At 45.9% G+C, this 16,413-nt stretch carries 18 protein-coding genes; 10 read left to right on the plus strand and 8 right to left on the minus strand.

Features of this window, described 5'->3' with window-relative positions:
• Positions 1-63: 63 nt before the first annotated feature.
• Entirely contained in the window at positions 64-624 is a 561-nt protein-coding gene (gene lepB, locus SB752_RS28965; RefSeq protein ID WP_410718930.1) for a signal peptidase I, read from the minus strand.
• Positions 625-1,045: 421 nt separating this feature from the next.
• On the opposite strand from lepB, the gene SB752_RS28970 reads away from it, so the two are divergent.
• The 3 genes from SB752_RS28970 to SB752_RS28980 all read left to right on the plus strand — a co-directional run bounded on the left by SB752_RS28970 (position 1,046) and on the right by SB752_RS28980 (position 3,447).
• The gene (locus SB752_RS28970) at positions 1,046-1,474 is read left to right on the plus strand and encodes a MarR family winged helix-turn-helix transcriptional regulator (protein ID WP_410718931.1); all 429 of its coding nucleotides are present in this window, start codon (positions 1,046-1,048) and stop codon (positions 1,472-1,474) included.
• A 75-nt stretch (positions 1,475-1,549) separates the two neighbouring features.
• Complete coding sequence (locus SB752_RS28975) at positions 1,550-2,146, plus strand: hypothetical protein (RefSeq protein WP_410718932.1); 597 nt, start codon at positions 1,550-1,552, stop codon at positions 2,144-2,146.
• Positions 2,147-2,331: 185 nt separating this feature from the next.
• Complete coding sequence (locus SB752_RS28980; RefSeq protein ID WP_410718933.1) at positions 2,332-3,447, plus strand: aminopeptidase; 1,116 nt, start codon at positions 2,332-2,334, stop codon at positions 3,445-3,447.
• Positions 3,448-3,456: 9 nt separating this feature from the next.
• On the opposite strand, the gene SB752_RS28985 is transcribed toward SB752_RS28980, so the two are convergent.
• The 4 genes from SB752_RS28985 to SB752_RS29000 form a co-directional block, all read right to left on the minus strand.
• Positions 3,457-3,777: a hypothetical protein gene (locus tag SB752_RS28985; protein WP_213022574.1), complete on the minus strand. Its 321-nt coding sequence runs from the start codon at positions 3,775-3,777 to the stop codon at positions 3,457-3,459.
• A gap of 142 nt (positions 3,778-3,919) precedes the next feature.
• Complete coding sequence (locus SB752_RS28990) at positions 3,920-4,441, minus strand: isoprenylcysteine carboxyl methyltransferase family protein (RefSeq protein ID WP_410718994.1); 522 nt, start codon at positions 4,439-4,441, stop codon at positions 3,920-3,922.
• A gap of 9 nt (positions 4,442-4,450) precedes the next feature.
• Positions 4,451-5,521: a type III polyketide synthase gene (locus tag SB752_RS28995; protein WP_410718934.1), complete on the minus strand. Its 1,071-nt coding sequence runs from the start codon at positions 5,519-5,521 to the stop codon at positions 4,451-4,453.
• A gap of 129 nt (positions 5,522-5,650) precedes the next feature.
• Positions 5,651-6,916, minus strand: coding sequence for an MDR family MFS transporter (locus SB752_RS29000; RefSeq protein ID WP_410718935.1), 1,266 nt, complete (start codon positions 6,914-6,916; stop codon positions 5,651-5,653).
• A 268-nt stretch (positions 6,917-7,184) separates the two neighbouring features.
• On the opposite strand from SB752_RS29000, the gene SB752_RS29005 reads away from it, so the two are divergent.
• From SB752_RS29005 to SB752_RS29015, 3 genes are all read left to right on the plus strand, one after another.
• Complete coding sequence (locus SB752_RS29005; protein ID WP_410718936.1) at positions 7,185-7,850, plus strand: GGDEF domain-containing protein; 666 nt, start codon at positions 7,185-7,187, stop codon at positions 7,848-7,850.
• 202 nt (positions 7,851-8,052) lie between these two features.
• The gene (locus SB752_RS29010) at positions 8,053-8,670 is read left to right on the plus strand and encodes a DUF47 domain-containing protein (protein ID WP_049738702.1); all 618 of its coding nucleotides are present in this window, start codon (positions 8,053-8,055) and stop codon (positions 8,668-8,670) included.
• Positions 8,663-9,682 (plus strand): inorganic phosphate transporter, encoded by a 1,020-nt coding sequence (locus tag SB752_RS29015; RefSeq protein WP_410718937.1) that lies wholly within the window; start codon positions 8,663-8,665, stop codon positions 9,680-9,682. Before SB752_RS29010 ends, SB752_RS29015 begins: the two co-directional genes overlap by 8 nt.
• Before the next feature lie 88 nt (positions 9,683-9,770).
• Here SB752_RS29015 and SB752_RS29020 read toward each other — a convergent pair whose 3' ends face one another.
• The 3 genes from SB752_RS29020 to ligD all read right to left on the minus strand — a co-directional run bounded on the left by SB752_RS29020 (position 9,771) and on the right by ligD (position 11,914).
• Entirely contained in the window at positions 9,771-10,010 is a 240-nt protein-coding gene (locus tag SB752_RS29020; RefSeq protein ID WP_410718938.1) for a hypothetical protein, read from the minus strand.
• 128 nt (positions 10,011-10,138) lie between these two features.
• Positions 10,139-10,936, minus strand: a complete 798-nt coding sequence (lgt, locus tag SB752_RS29025; RefSeq protein ID WP_410718939.1) for a prolipoprotein diacylglyceryl transferase — start codon at positions 10,934-10,936, stop codon at positions 10,139-10,141.
• A 75-nt stretch (positions 10,937-11,011) separates the two neighbouring features.
• Positions 11,012-11,914, minus strand: coding sequence for a non-homologous end-joining DNA ligase (gene ligD, locus SB752_RS29030; protein ID WP_410718940.1), 903 nt, complete (start codon positions 11,912-11,914; stop codon positions 11,012-11,014).
• A 136-nt stretch (positions 11,915-12,050) separates the two neighbouring features.
• Between ligD and SB752_RS29035 the strand changes: the two genes are divergently transcribed.
• From SB752_RS29035 to SB752_RS29050, 4 genes are read left to right on the plus strand one after another with little or no spacing between them, the layout of a single operon-like run.
• Positions 12,051-13,655, plus strand: coding sequence for a spore germination protein (locus SB752_RS29035; protein WP_410718941.1), 1,605 nt, complete (start codon positions 12,051-12,053; stop codon positions 13,653-13,655).
• Complete coding sequence (locus tag SB752_RS29040; RefSeq protein WP_410718942.1) at positions 13,652-14,809, plus strand: Ger(x)C family spore germination protein; 1,158 nt, start codon at positions 13,652-13,654, stop codon at positions 14,807-14,809. The genes SB752_RS29035 and SB752_RS29040 overlap by 4 nt, the downstream gene beginning before the upstream one ends.
• Positions 14,806-15,039, plus strand: a complete 234-nt coding sequence (locus tag SB752_RS29045) for a hypothetical protein (RefSeq protein WP_410718943.1) — start codon at positions 14,806-14,808, stop codon at positions 15,037-15,039. Before SB752_RS29040 ends, SB752_RS29045 begins: the two co-directional genes overlap by 4 nt.
• A 13-nt stretch (positions 15,040-15,052) precedes the next feature.
• Positions 15,053-16,411, plus strand: coding sequence for a GerAB/ArcD/ProY family transporter (locus SB752_RS29050; protein WP_410718944.1), 1,359 nt, complete (start codon positions 15,053-15,055; stop codon positions 16,409-16,411).
• Positions 16,412-16,413 lie beyond the last annotated feature (2 nt).

A 16,413-nucleotide genomic window follows, 5' to 3' on the forward strand; every position in this document is an offset into this window, starting at 1 on the left:
ACTGCTGTTACACAATCAAAAGCCGCTCACGAGGAGCGGCTTTTTTGCTTGATTGTTATTTTCTTAATGAGGAAGGCGAATATCTGTTAAAGGCCAATAAACGACTTCAGCGCGACCAACGACATGATCCAGCTTCACAGGGCCGATTACACGGCTGTCCATGCTGTTGTTTCGGTTGTCACCCATTACAAAAACACTGCCTTCCGGAATGGTGATCGGATCAAAGTCTTCGGTTAGCGTTACACCGGCTGTGGAAGCTTTCAGCTTGTTGGCAGTCAAGTATTCCTCGCCCAGTGGCTTTCCGTTCACGTATAGCTGATCATCCTTTGCCTCTACCGTATCACCCGCTACGGCAACGACTCGTTTGATCCAGTTGTCACCGCTGGCATCAGGATGAATAATCACAATGTCGCCAGGCTTTGGATCTTTCAAATAATAAATGGCTTTGTTGACAATGACACGCTCGCGGTCATGCAACGTGCTCTCCATCGAACGTCCCTGAACGACGTATGGAGCCATCACGAACACGTAGATAAAGGCAGTCAAACCGCCAATCAAGACGAACGATTTTAACCAATCAAGCAATTCACTTTTCCATTTCGTCGTACTTTTGGTTTGTTCCATAGACTTGTTCTCCTATGTATCTAGTTTCTGGGATTCACGCTTGGACAAAGGTATCAACGTCCGAAACTGCCCTTTTATTATACATGCTTTACGAATGGATACGAAAGAAGATTCAAGGAAATAGATGGAATTGATTTTTTCTCAGTGCTAAAGAGCCAACTTTTTGAACAAAGTTCTAAAAAAGTTTGGTCACGAATTTGCCATCATCGGCTATTGTCAGTTTTTCCTGTTTGAGGTAAGATGATGTTGCTAAGAGGTTTTACAGTAAAAATATTAAGTAGTAAACACTTTGTCTCAGTTCATACATACCTATAAATTTAGTAAATAATTTGAAGAGTTCTATTGCTCTTCATGTGCTTAGGTTATATAGTTTTATAGTAAAAGTACTTCTATTATTTACTTTCTGAAAATAGGTGATGATGTGAGCGACATGTCCCGCGCCAGTAAAATTGAGGAACTGGATCGAGTATTTGTCGAGATGGCTCGCTTTTTTATCAGCCATTGGCTGGAAGAAGAAGAGCAGATCAGTCCGAAGCAATTTATTTTGCTACGTGTGCTTCACCATAAAGGCCGAAGTACAGTATCTGAGCTGGCGACTATTCTGAAGCAATCCAACAGTGCAACCACGATTGCGCTAAATCGACTCGTCAAGGCTGGTTATGTTGACCGGGTGCGTGATGAGGAGGATCGGCGCGTAGTGTGGGTCAATCTGTCACAAAAAGGACTTCCGTTGCTGGAGGGTCTATTGTGCCAGAGAAGAGCACTTATTGGAAAGCTGATGGAAAACCTAAGCGATGACGAGTTGGAACAGTTTACTCATTTTCTTAAGAAAATGAAGCAATGCATGTAGCGATGCCGTCAGGTTAGCAGGTGGGGGACATTTCAGCAGACGATGTGTGTACTACGAGAATGGGAGTGTACACATATGAGAAAGAGCAGCACATTGATGATGGGAACTTTGATTTTGAGCGGAGCATTGTTTGCACAAGCAGCCTTTGCAGAGGAAGCGACTGTTCCTACTACAGAAGCTTCCACTACGACTGCAGCACCTACCACAACCGTTGCGCCTGTAAATCAGCCAACCAGCCAAGCAGCTGGCGGGTTCGTGATGCCAGGTAAAGACGAGTATGTGATCATCGGTGACAAACAAGGGAATGTCGTAGCTCCAGCATCAGGTTGGGTAGCAATGCCAGGCGAAGATCAATTCGTAAGTGTAAATGGATATCAATATGTTTATGCACCAGGAAGTGGCTGGATTTTCATGCCAACTGAAGATCAATTCGTTGTACTCGGAGACAAAACTCCTGTATTTGCACCGGCAACTGGCTGGAATGCTATGCCAGGTGAGGACGAATTCGTTGTTGTAGCACCAAACTCAACGCCAGTAGTAGCACCAGCATCTGGCTGGAATGCTATGCCAGGCGAAGATGAAACCGTTACAATTGGCCGCAATGCAACACAAGATATTGCAAATCGCACTGGTTGGTCATTGATGCCTCCAGCAGCTGATAACGACAAATAAGTTACGACGAATAAAAACGCTTTGCTCCTTTTGAAGGACAAAGCGTTTTTTGTTTCAATCGGAGTATTTCACATGGGGACAGCTTTGATAATGAAAAATCGATAAAATATATTTTATTGACTTTTTAACGTTTATCGGTAAAAATACATAAGGAAATCAGAAAATTTAAAAAGGGTGTGTCATGGATGAGAGATTCTCGTTTGGAGCAACTGGCATATAACCTGGTTAACTATTCTGTAAGAGTACAACCGGGAGAAAAAGTTTTGATTAACGCGAAAGGGGAAACACCGGAATTGGTAGCAGCCCTGGTTCGCGAAATTTACAAAGCTGGAGGCAGCCCTTTTGTACAGGTGATTAATCCAACGCTGAGTCGCGAGCTGGCGATGAATTGCAATGAAGAGCAATTGAAGGTAATGGCGGAGAACGAGGTAGCACTCATGGAACAAATGGATGGCTATATCGGAATCCGTGCAGCAAACAATATCAATGAAATGGCGGATGTACCTGCTGACAGGCTGGGAATTTACTCACGTCTGTACGAGCTGCCTGTCATGAATGTTCGCGTACCACATACAAAATGGGTCGTGCTGCGCTATCCGAACCCATCGATGGCACAATTGGCAAACATGTCAACTGCAGCCTTTGAAGATTTTTACTTCCAGGTCTGCAATCTCGATTATGCAAAAATGGACAAAGCGATGGATAGTCTAGTGGATTTGATGAATCGGACAGATGAAGTACGCCTGGTTGGTCCTGAAACCGACTTGACGTTCTCTATTAAGGATATTCCGGCTGTGAAATGTGCAGGACTTCGCAATATCCCTGATGGAGAAGTATACACGGCGCCTGTAAAGGATTCGGTAAACGGTACCATTACGCATAATGCCCCTACACCTTACCATGGCTTTACCTTTGAAAATGTACGTCTGACATTTAAAGACGGTAAAATTGTAGAGGCAATCGCGAATGATACGAAACGACTAAACGAAATTCTTGATACAGACGAGGGAGCACGTTTTATTGGAGAATTTGCGATCGGGGTAAATCCTTTCATCCGCAATCCAATGAAAGACATTTTGTTTGACGAGAAAATTGATGGCAGTTTTCACTTTACACCTGGTCAGTGCTATGACGAAGCGTACAATGGCAACAAATCGTCTGTACACTGGGACATGGTATCGATTCAACGTCCAGATTGGGGCGGAGGAGAAATCTGGTTTGACGGCGTGTTGATTCGCAAGGATGGCCGTTTTGTCATTCCAGAGCTTGCGTGCCTCAATCCCGAGCAACTGAAAGCCTAATCGAAAAAGTTATTGATCAAATTGCTTCAGCCTCTCTTGTGCCAATTGCAAGTCCATGTCGAGCTGGAAGAGCATATGCAGGTTGCTTGAGGTCATGACAGCCCGGCGAGCAGCATGGTAGAGCAAGGGCTTGTTATGCTTGATAACCGTCATGATTTCTACGACTGGTGGCACGACTTGCTTGATCCTGATCAGACTTTGTAAATATCGGAGAAATTTTTGAATAGTTACCTGATCATCTTGATTAGGAATCGTGTCTAGCAAATTACTAAAATCGCGGATGATCATCTTTTTGGCATCCAGAGGCTCACGTATGCTTGTTCGATTCACTAGTTCCACCTCACGGGAAAAAATAGAGTACTATCTTCTTTTCCTCCAAATGGCCGAGAATAAACATGAATTTTGAAAAAAAGTCTCTGATATCCTGTGATGTCAGAGACTTTTTGCATTGATTTGCGGAGATTTCGTGTGGTTACTGCTGCTTGTTTGCTTCATACACGCTTTTCTCTTCCAATGGAATTCGTATGTGCAAAAGTAGCCATGCGTTGAGGAAGGTAAAAAGGATAGCGGTTACGTACGCGGAAAATGTCAGCGGCAGGCAGCAAAGCTCGATCGCCACGACCAGATAATTCGGATGACGCAAAAAACGATACGGCCCGCGAATGACTGGCGCTATGCCAGGGACAATCAAAATTCGCGTATTCCAATGCTTGCCGAGACTCCGTATGCACCAGTAACGAAGAAGCTGGGCAATAAGGAAAAAGCAAAACGGATACATCCACCAGAAAGGCGGGGCGAATGGAGAGGCATCGGTGCTCACCTCAAGCACCAGGCTGATAAAAAATAAGAAGTGAAGCCCCACGATGTATTTATAGTGTTTCTCTCCAATCTCATAGCCGCCACGTGCCCGGATGTATTTTGCGTTACGAGCTGCTAAATAGAGCTCAAAGACTCGTTGCAGGAGCACCACACCAATCACGACTGCAAAGAACATCACGCATTCCTACCTCGCCTCTAATAATAGTAGCTCTGAGCTAAAGCCCGGGCCTAGTGCAGCCAAAAGCCCGCGTTCCCCTGTCTCCCACGTTTGCTCCATACTTTTTTCAAGCACGAATAAGACGGTGGGCGATGACATGTTGCCAAAGTCATGCAGTACTTCTTCTGATAGACGAGTGGCATCGGAGGAGATACCGAGCGACTCCTGGTAAGCAGATAACACTTTTGTTCCACCAGGATGAAGAATAAAGTGACGGAGTCTCTCGACCGTAGTGTCATAGGGTGACAAGAAGCTCTCTACATTATCTTTCATCGCTTGATGGATGATGGTTGGAATATCTCGTGAAAAAATGACCTTTAGTCCTGGCTCGGTCACTTCCCATCCCATCACATCGAGGGTGTCTGGCCATGTCGTCGTGCGTGCACCGCAAAACTGAAGTCTAGGTGCCCCGGAAGTGCGAAGAGCTTCTACCTGATCTCCTTCTACGAGGACAGCAGCCGCGCCATCACCAAAGAGGCAGGTAGCAACCAGATTGCTTTTGGACATGTCTTGACGGATAAACGTCAATCCGCATAACTCCACGCTGACCAGCAGTACTCGCTTCGAAGGGTAGGCTGCCGTATATTCACAAGCGCGTGACAGACCCATAGCCCCTCCTGCACAGCCGAGCCCCCATAAGGGCAAGCGCGTAATATCTGTACGCAGACCGAGGCGGTTCACAAGCCGCGAGTCCAAACTGGGTGTAGCAATTCCTGTACTGGAGACAAAAATCAGACAATCGAGCGCCCCAGCGGAAATCCCCGCCTTTTCCAGGCAGCGAAGTGCTGCTTCTGTGGCTAGCGTCTCAGCATGCTCGATATAAAGCCGGTTCTTTTCGGTAAAAAGACGATTGTCCGAAAACCAGTCCATTGGCATGCAAAAATGACGTTTCCTGATCTTGCTGTGGGCAAAAACATGCAGTAGGCGATCGATATCAGGAAAAGCGTCCTGAAAAAAGTGGCGGGCGAGCCTAACGGAATCTTCTTGTGTAACTTGATGAGAGGGCACGGCAGTAGCAACAGCTTCAATCCGGGGCATACAAGCATCACTCCCGTTTTATAATAGATATGGCTAGCTTTCCCTTTCCAGTTGATTCCAATTCAAAGGAATTAGCGCATAAAAAAACTGACCGTCGCGAAGCGAGCAGCCAGTTCATAGGTTAAGCATTTACGATTGAACAGCATGAGATGGCTCAGATTGAGCTTCTGGAGGCAGCACAGTAGGTAGTTGAGAGTGCTGCATGGCACGTTTCACTAGCTGTGTTTGGAGGAGTCCTCCTACGAGCAATAGCAGACCCACGATCGAAAACCAGAATGCCCCACCGATACCGCGGAATGCTACTGCACCGACTGACGGTCCGATCGTACCCGTAATTCCCCAGTTAGCTCCAAAGATGGCGAAGTAACGACCGCGATACTCTTCTGGAGCCATGACAGAAATAGCTTTTTGAATTTGCGGACCGTAGAGCATCTCTCCGATGGTAAACAAGATTTCTGCGAGAATTAATAAGAAGAAACTCGGCGCCCATCCGTAGCCAAAGCCGACAAAGGCGAGAAACAGATAGGCAAGCAAAATCACACGATGGGCGGCAAAGCGCTCTGCAAATTTGGCGATTGCTATTTGACAGCAGACCACGAGAATTCCATTAATCGTTAAGAGTGTGGCGAATACGGTCAGAAAATCATTGTATTGTGCTCGCAAATGTTGAGGCAGGATGATTTCTACTTGAGAGTACAAAAGCGACACAGGAACTGCCGCCAAAGTGATCCAGATCAAAGTAGTGTGGTCGGTAAGCTTCATACGGGTGATGGCCTGCTTATCGGTTGTTTGTTTGGCTCGCTCGCGCATTTCTACCGGCAAAGTTTCTGGTACCTTCCAAATAATGAGTAAACAGTAAACGAACAGCATACAAGAACAGATAGCAAAGGCGATTGCAGGATTAATTTTGTAAAGCGCAACGCCGATTAATGGACCTGCGGCAGCACCCAGATTCAATGCAGTATGAAGCAGGGCAAAAACCTCACTACGCTTTTCCTCAGGAACCACATCTGTTACCTGTGCGCTTGCAGCTGGCCAGAACAGAGAAGCACCGATCCCGTTCAAGACAGTTAGTGCAGCAAAGGCCAAAAGAGATTCCGCCCAGATGTAGCCTGCCATGGATATGGCTTCAATGAAGAGAGCAGCTACCATCAAAGGCTTGCGTCCGTAGCGATCAGATAGACTTCCTGCAAAATACCCGGAGACGATACTTGTCAGTGGTTGAAGGCTCGTGACCATGGCAGCCACCAACAGATTTCCATCCATTTTGTCGTACAGATAAAAAGCAAGGAAGGGTCGAAGCATAAAGCCAGCAAATGTTGTAAGAATGGTCCCAATGACACGAATCCAAATCGTACTGTCATAGCGGGAGATGATATTTTGCAACCAGGCCATGAAGGACAATTCCTCCCTATCGATAAAGAATATTTTGTAATTATATCCGAGAGTATCAAGATAAGAAAGAGGGTTGCCATTAATCTGAAAAATTCAATAAATAATATCGATTTGATGAAGAATAGATGGCTCCGCGAGTTATGTATAGTTTTAGTTATTGATCTTGGGTCAAAAGATAGGTAAAATATTCCTAACATTACGATTAAAGTCCTATTTTTCTTATGTGAATTAGGTCTTATGAATCAGTGGAATTTGAGGTGCTACTAGCATGGACCGGAGGGAATTTGTTGTGGACTCGCGCTGGATTGGCATGGGGGCTTCCTGTCTAATGATTTTGATTTGGCTTGGGGTGTATGGATTCCCTGAGGATGGAACAATGGCAGCGCTGGTTGCTGCTGTAGCCATGATCCAGACAGTCGCAGGATACATGCTCGGAACCTATGTAAATAAATTGCGGCGGATGGCTTATCACGATTCACTAACGGGCGTATTGGTCAACCGACGCTTTATCGACAAACTTGAGCAAGAGGTGCAGCTGGCAAAGCGCAATCAATATCCTGTCACCTTACTGTTTATTGATTTGGATAACTTTAAGGATTTTAATGACCGACATGGACACATCAGAGGCGACCAGCTTTTGTGCCAGTTTGCCGATTTGCTCCAGGTCAATGTCCGCAGGCAGGATATAGTAGGACGCTGGGGCGGTGAAGAATTTGTCGTGCTGCTGCCACAGACAGAGACGAGAGTAGGTCTTGGTGTAGGCGAACGCATCCAGAAGCAGGTCCGTAGCTTGCTTTCCGGTGTGACTGTCAGTATCGGCGTAGCTTCTTATCCACTCCATGCCGTAAGTGCCAAGGAATTGACAGAAAAAGCAGATACCTTGATGTACGAAGCCAAGAAAAAGAAGGATTGTATGCTGGCAGCTACGAATTAAATATGGGATTGGCTGGTAGAATAACACTCATACCCTGGTAGGAATGAGTGTTATTTTGTCTATTGTAAAGGTGATTTACAAAAACTTAATAAATTATTTAAAAAAAATACACATACTTGACCTTGTTTTTAAATTTACGTCAACATTAATGTTCGATATAATCGTCTAGTGTGATTTTTCCTAAGGAGTGAAGAAGGAACATATGTTGAAATCAAACAAGTATATCTTCTTTGATCTGTTCGAACAGCAAATTGCTACAGTGCACAAAGGGACTCATCTCTTTTATGAAATGATAGGGAACTATCACGATTTAGAGGCGAAAGTAAAAGCAATCAAAGCTGTTGAAAAAGAAGGGGATGAAATCGTTCGCCGCATTATGAACGAATTGAACTCTACCTTTATCACTCCACTTGAGCGTGAAGATATTCACCAACTCGCGCATACTATGGACTCGATGATTGACTACATCGACGGCGTAGCGGATCGTATGTATCTGTATCAAGTACGCCAGCCAGACCCGCGAGTTCTTGCTCAGGCCAACATTTTGGTTAAATGCTCGGCAAAGCTTATTGAGTTAATTCGCACACTTCGCAAGCTGGATCATCAGGTAGTTTCTAAGATTGCTAGAGAGATTAAAGATCTCGAACATGAATCCGATTCCAACTACCGCAAAATGGTATCAGACCTGCTTAACGCACCTGACGCCAACCCGATCGAAGCGATCAAGCTCAAAGAAATCTATGACAAGCTTGAGGACTGTGCTGACTTTGCGGAGGATGTTTCCAACCTGGTAGAAGGGATCGTGTTAAAGAATGCCTGATCTATCGCCAGAGGTGATTATTCTCGTACTCGTCGTCATCATGGCGCTTAGCTTTGACTTTATTAACGGCTTTCATGACACAGCAAACGCGATTGCCACATCGGTATCCACGCGGGCGCTAAGTCCACGTACTGCTATCTTAATCGCTTCTGTTTTTAACCTCGTTGGTGCGCTGACCTATACGGGCGTAGCAAAAACCATCGGTGGACAAATTACGGATCCGTTTAAGCTGCCAAATGGACTACTGGTTGTTCTTGCAGCTTTGACTGCAGCGATCTTGTGGAACCTCATTACATGGTGGTTCGGAATTCCGAGCTCTTCTTCACACGCGATCATCGGTGGTGTTGCTGGTGCAGCTGTCGGAGCAGCAGGGTTAGGCGCAATCAACATGGAAGGATTTATTGAGATTGTAAAGGCTCTAATTATTTCGCCGATTGTGGCCTTTGTTATTGGTTTTATTGTCATCAAAGTCGTCTCCAAAATCGTCGCCAACAAAGCTTACCACAAGACTAATCGGAGCTTCCGTGTCCTGCAGGTGTTATCTGCGTCCTGGCAGTCATTCAGTCACGGTGCTAATGATGCGCAGAAAACGATGGGGGTCATTACCCTTGCGCTTCTTTCTGGCGGATTTTTGGTACAAGAACCTGGTGAGTTTTCGATCCCTCTGTGGGTGAAGCTTTCTGCCGCGATTGCCATGGCATTAGGGACATCCGTAGGCGGTTGGAGAATTATTAAAACGATGGGTGGAAAGATCATGAAGATCAAGCCCATCAGCGGATTCTCGGCAGACCTGTCTTCTGCACTGATCATTACCATCTTTACAATGCTGAAGCTGCCTGTAAGTACGACTCATGTCATTACTTCTTCTATTTTAGGGGTAGGGGCATCTCAAAAGCTCAATGCAGTAAAATGGGGGTTGGCAGGACGGATTTTAATTACTTGGGTAATTACACTCCCTGTATCTGCTTTGCTTGCCGCTGCCTGTTATGTCGTTTTCGATGTGTTTCTATAAAATAAGTTCAGAATTATTCTTTCTAACGTAGTGAAAAAAAGACACCTTCGTACCGGAAGATTGTATACCCGGAAAAGGTGTCTTTTTTCTATCCAGATCCTGTTAGTCGCTCCCATAGCCCAGCCTTTGGCCGAATCTGAATGAGTCTGACCGAGGCAAAGGGAATATAATCAAGTGACCCGTCACTCTCCTGCAGCAGGATACCGTTCGCGCTGTAATCGTACAGCTTGCCTTCGGTAAATGGAGATAATCCAGAACCGATCATAGCGGGAGCAAAATGCACGCGAACATTACGGTCTAGATAGTCTTCTAAAATACCATCATCCATGCTTGCCACCCCATCACGCATCTTTTATCTACCAGTTATTCCCTCGTTTATGATTATTCAGACAGGACAAACAAAAAAACCACCCGGTTCCGCTATGGAAGGGGTGGTTTGGAAGCTGTGAGTGACATTTACTCCATGGAGTTTTGAGAATGTCCTGACTGTTTACTTTTGCGGGCAAACACGAGCATCAAAATGACTCCGACGGCAATGAGGCTTAAACTGACCAGCTGCGCAACTCGGAGCGTGTCCGCGATGAGTAGGCTGTCCGTACGCATTCCTTCAATGAAGAAGCGACCGATTGAATAAAGAATCATGTAGCTGAACAGTATTTGTCCATCGAACTTTTTGAAGCGATACAGCATGAAGATAAGTATTGCAAAGACTACGAGGTTCCACATCGACTCATAGAGGAATGTGGGGTGGTAGTATTGGCCCCCAATATACATCTGATCACGGATGAAAGCTGGGAATTTCTCCATGAATTCGGCCGAGGCCACGTCCCCATGTGCTTCCTGGTTGATGAAATTGCCCCAACGGCCAATTGCTTGCCCGAGAATCACGCTTGGCATAAAGATGTCGGCCAATCGAAGGAATGGCAGCTTGTGCTTGCGGATATACCACGTTCCCGCTAACACCCCACCGATAAGCCCTCCGTGAATCGCGAGCCCTCCATTCCACACCTTAATGATGTCGATCGGGTTGTCTTTGTACTGACCCCATTCAAACACCACGTAGTACAAACGAGCGCAGATGATCGCTGCCGGAATGATCAGTACAACCATATTCAGGACGTGATCAGGATCAATGCCAGAACGTTTGGAATTGTACCGTGCTAAATAGGTCCCAAGAAAAAAAGCGAGCCCCATAATGATGCCGTACCAGTGAATCTTTAAAGGTCCGATTGCAATTGCAATTGGATCGATCATGAAAAATGCCTCCTTGCCAGAAAACGTCTGTGCACAGTATAGCACAAACAGGTAGGGGGATTCCAATTACACACTTTAGCATGACTGCAAAAAGGAAAGAACGGAATCAAGGGAAGCTCTGCTATCTGGAGTAGAGACTGGGGAAAAGAGGTCACCCAGTGTTTGCAGACGTTCGGGTACAGTATGAATCGTAAAGGCAGTAGGGTGAATATGCGGCACCTCTTCCCATTTCAGTGGTGTCGAGACAGTCGCTTTCTCTTTTGCACGGGGGGAGTAGGGAGCAGGCAGTGTTTTGCCGCGCCAATGCTGTAAATAATCGATATAGAGCTTACTCCCTCTATTTTTAACGATTCTTTCGATAGTGAGCAGCTCAGGATGCTTGCTCACTAAATAAGAAGCCAAAAAATAGCCTACCTGACGGGTTTGCTCAAACGTATATCGAAGCTCGATTGGTACATAGATTTGCAAGCCACTTGAGCCTGATGTTTTGACGTACGAGGGGAGGTGGAGCTCATCCAACAATTCTTTTACAAGCATAGCGCTTCGGATCACTACCGAGAAGTCATCCGTAGATGGGTCCAAATCAAAAACCAGCTCGGTCGGTATCTCATTTTTCGCCAGATGAAACGAGACATGCCACTCCAGTGCAGCTTGATTTGCCATCCAGATGAGGGTCGCCTCATCATTGCATAAAGCATAGCGAACATTTTCCCAGATATGGGTTTGGATCCAGACTGGGGCATAATCGGGCGTATTTTTTTGATAAAAATGCTTGTCGTTTATCCCGTGTGGATAACGAATAACGGTCAAGAGGCGGTCTTTTGCGTAAGCGAGCATCGGTTTAGCCACGATCAACAAGTAGCGGATATAGTCCAGTTTTGTTACTTCTGCCTCTGGCCATAGCGGTTTATATGGATTTGTAATCGACAAGGTGTGCCCGCCTATGTTTAGCTCGTACTCTTTTGTCGGTGCTGCCAAAACAAGCCCCTTCTTTCTAATTGACTTGTCCCTACTTTGTCCAGACAAGTGAAGATTATGTAAGATTGAGCTTTCTTGCATAGCCCTTACCTTAATCATCCATAATACGTATAGCTTTCCAGTGGCAGGTGAAGACATGGATTTTAAGCGTAAAGACAAAACAAAAGAGCTGATCGAGTCTATAAATGCCTGTAGCTTAATGGATCTGGAGGGCATTCCGGTCTTTTCTAAACTCGCAGATAACATCGCCCTTTTGAAAAAACTGTTTGGTGATTGCTCGGATTTTGTCATTCGGGAATTCAAGCAAAAAAACAGTGTGATCGCAATCGCTGTATTTGTTGATGGGTTGATCGATACCCATGAGGTAAATCTAGCATTAAAGACTCTAATGGTGCTCGAGGATGGCGATGAGCATGTTCGGGTTATTGAAGAAGTGCTTTTGCCAGTCTCCCAAATTACGAGAGTCAATGATTATAAGCAACTTCTGCAGGCTGTACTCTCTGGTGATACTGCGCTCATCGTTGAGGGAAATCAAGAGGCGCTAACTCTCGGGATACGCGGAGCGGAAAAACGATCTGTCAATGAGCCAGAGGGTGAGGCCGTAGTTCGTGGACCGCGTGAGGGTTTTATTGAGAACATCCGCACGAACACCTCCATGCTGCGACGCAAGCTGAAAACGCCGCGCTTAAAAATGAAGTCGGCTGTGGTTGGGCGTGAGACGAATACCAATCTGGTTATTTCCTATCTAGACGGGATAGCTGATCCTCAAGTCGTCGAAGAAGTATCCAGACGCATCGACAGAATAGATATTGACGCGGTACTGGAAAGTGGCTATATCGAGGAGCTGATCCAAGACAGTACGTATTCTCCTTTTCCGCAAGTCATGTATTCGGAGCGCCCCGATACCGTCGCGGGTGCACTTCTCGAAGGGAGAGTCGCGATTTTTGTGGATGGGACGCCAATGGTGCTGATTGTTCCTACCACCTTCTGGATGCTGATGCAAGCCAATGAAGATTATTTTGAGCGATTTCAAATGGCTACGCTGGTACGATGGCTGCGATATTTGTTCCTGATCATTTCATTGGTGACGCCAGCGATTTATGTTGCGATTACGACTTATCATCAGCAGATGCTGCCAACAACGCTGCTGCTGAGTATTGCTGCTGCGAGGGAAGCCATTCCATTTCCGGCGATTGTGGAGGCGTTGATCATGGAGATAGCGTTTGAAGCGTTGCGCGAAGCAGGGATACGTCTTCCGAAAACGGTTGGTCAAGCTGTCAGTATTTTGGGAGCGCTCGTAGTAGGACAGGCTGCTGTCCAAGCTGGGATCGTTTCCGCGCCTATGGTCATCGTGGTATCCATCACAGGGATTGCCTCTTTTACGATTCCTCATTTTAATGCGGCGATTGCCTTGCGCATGCTTCGATTTCCGTTGATGATTATTGCTTCGGTTCTCGGTGTTTACGGGATTTTAGTCATGGCTTTGATCATTTTGGGACATATGGCCAATCTTCGCTCCTTTGGAGTGCCTTATCTCTCCCCGTTGGCACCGATGTCTGTTGGCGACTTGAAAGACACGCTGATTCGAGCTCCGTGGTCCAATAACGAAAAGCGGCCAAGCTTTTTGGGAGTACAAAATGCAAGGCGAATGGATTCGGGGTTTGCCGATCAGATCCAGAGCAGGGGAGGGGGAAAAGGAGAAACAGGTCGCAGCAGCACGAACGAGGAGGGGAAGACGTGATACGTACTCTCTGGAAGATTGGCTTGGCACTTAGTCTGGTAGTCGTTACAGGCTGTTGGGATCGCCGAGAAGTCAATGACATGGCGTTTGTCATTGCGATGGCGATGGATAAAGAGCCAGGCGGGCTTTACCGATTATCCGTTCAGGTGCCACTGGTCAGCAATTTGGGTGGACCTTCTGGCGGAGGAGGCGGAACCAGTGGGGATAAAAGCTATTATGTTGATTCAGCCGTTGGGAAAACCATCCGTGAAGCAAACAGTACCATTCAGTCGAGAATGTCCAGGCACCTCTACTATGCCCACCATCGGATTGTCGTGATAGGGGAACGGCTGGCGAAAGAGGGCTTCAGCGATGCTCTCGATATCGTTTCCCGCTTCCCAGAGAATCGCTTGACCGCCTTCATCATAATGACAAAGGGGAAAGGAATGGATTTGCTGATTGCCCAGCCGCAGTTTGAGCGTTTTTCCGGCGAAGCCATACGTGAATTGGTGAAAGCAGAGGCCATCCCGGTCACCATCAAGGATATTTCGCAGATGCTAAATACTCCTGGCGTGGATGCGTTTTTGCCAATTTTTGAAGATGTTGATTCGCATCCAAAGGGAAAGTCCAAAGAAATTCAGGCGGTTGGAATAGGAACGTTTCGGGGTGACAGGCTAGTTGCTACCTATACAAACTATGAAATAGCAGGCCTTCGATGGTTTCACCGAGCGACACCTCTCAATCTAAACGTGAGCTTGGGACAAAAGGAAACGCTGAGTATTGCCTTCCAAAATGCGAAGGCCAATATTCAGCCTAGCATTAAAGGCGGACGTGTTCATTTCAATATCGAGCTGTACGGCTCTGCTTACGTTACGGAAAATCATAGTTCGCTGGACCTCACTCTGAAGAAGAGCTGCAAGATTGTTGAAGACAAGCTGAATCAAAAGGTTACGGATGATGTAAAAAAAGTGTTGGAGCAAATCAAGCAAACCCGCTCAGATACGATAGGGCTAGGAATTGTACTGGCGCGCAACTTTCCGAAGGAGTGGAGAGACAAGTATCGCAATACGTGGGACAAGGAAATACCCAGAATTACTTATCAAATAAAAAGCAAGGTCCAAGTCGTCGACATCGGCCAGACAACGAAAAACATTATGAAGGAAGAGCGTTTATGAATCGGATTTTTATGCTGTTTTTTTGTGTGATGCTTGGCATATCCATCATCACATTTTTGGTGAAACGAAAAAGCATGCTGCCAAAGCAGCAGGGGATCATTTTCACGCTATACGGATTAACGATCGGACTTATGGTGTGTCTACAGCTTCAGTACAATCAAATTTTGCCGTTCGGTCTTCTGACGACGTATATAGCCCCTTTAAAAAACTGGATCGAACGGTGGATGTAGAGGAGGGAAAGGAATGATTCATAAACAGGTCATCAACCATCGTCAGACTGCCTGGTTGGTAGGAAGTGTTCTGATGACGGCCATGATGATTTCTGCCTTGCACAAAATTGTAGCGATAAGCAAGATGGACGCGTGGTTCTCGCAAATTTTGCCTGTTGGCTATGCGATCGTAGTTGCTTTTGTACTGGCTGAATTGTCTAGAGCCTATCCGGGCAAAAATTTGTTTGAAATATTGTTTATCGTGTGTGGCAAGTGGATTGGTGGATTCATCAACCTCATTTTGCTGGGCTATATATGGATCATTCTCACATTAGATATCAAGGGGGCATCTGAGTTTTTTCGACAGACACTATTGCCTCGAACTCCGGTCGAAATCATTCTGATTGTGTTTGTCCTCTTGATGATGTATTACGGCAGGACGAGCCTGGAGGTAGCTGCACGGGTAAATGAAATATACTTTCCCGCTTACTTTGTCTTGTCGATGATGCTTTATTTTTTGTTAGGAAATGAATACAACGTGGAACGGCTCGAGCCAATTTTAAGTACCGATCTGGAGAGAATATTTGCTAGCAATCTTTTGCCGATCGGTATTTATGGAGACATCTTGTTGTTTGGAGCCTTCTTGCATGCCTCCACACACCCACGGTTATTTTTTGCCGCCATGAAGCACGGAATCATAATCGTCGGTTTTACCGTTTCCATGCTGCTGTTGATTTTGCTCGGTGTTATGGGATTTACGATTGCAAGCAGGCTTAATTTCCCGATCTTTATTTTGGTTCAACAGATTCATGTCACGGATTTTTTAGATCGAATCGAGATCATAATGTTCAGTTTATGGTTCCCCGCTTTTACGATTAAGGTAATTGTAGCGTACCTTGCATTTCTTGTATGTCTTGGCTCATTTGGCGGTCAGCAGCATTATAATGCGTTCAATTTGCCGAGTGGGTGGTTTTTGGTGGTTACCTCATTGCTTGCGTTCCCGCGCGTCTATGATTTTGACACGTTCATCAGTTACACGCTGCCAGTCATAGTCGTAGTCATACAGATTCCACTACTCTTGTTTTTGTATATTCACGCACGAATGAACCGCACGATGGATACAGAAGTAAGTATTCCGAAAGGGACGAAGCTGTATCGTTTTTATCGGTTCATGGTTTGGATGGGGGGAAGTGCTTTGGCTGGCTGTTTCGTGACGCTCATAGCTGGAGATTTATTAGTGGATAAATCAGTATTTGCCGGGTTTTTTACTGCCGGCATGTATCTCGTGTTCTTTTTTATAGCGCTCATTGCCAGCTACGGGGAAATGCAGGCTTTGAACCACGGGAAACAAAAGCTGGGGCAAGGCAAGCGGGCAGGATCGTTTCGCCAGTAAAA

Source organism: Brevibacillus sp. SIMBA_040 (assembly GCF_046535075.1).
Lineage (GTDB): Bacteria > Bacillota > Bacilli > Brevibacillales > Brevibacillaceae > Brevibacillus.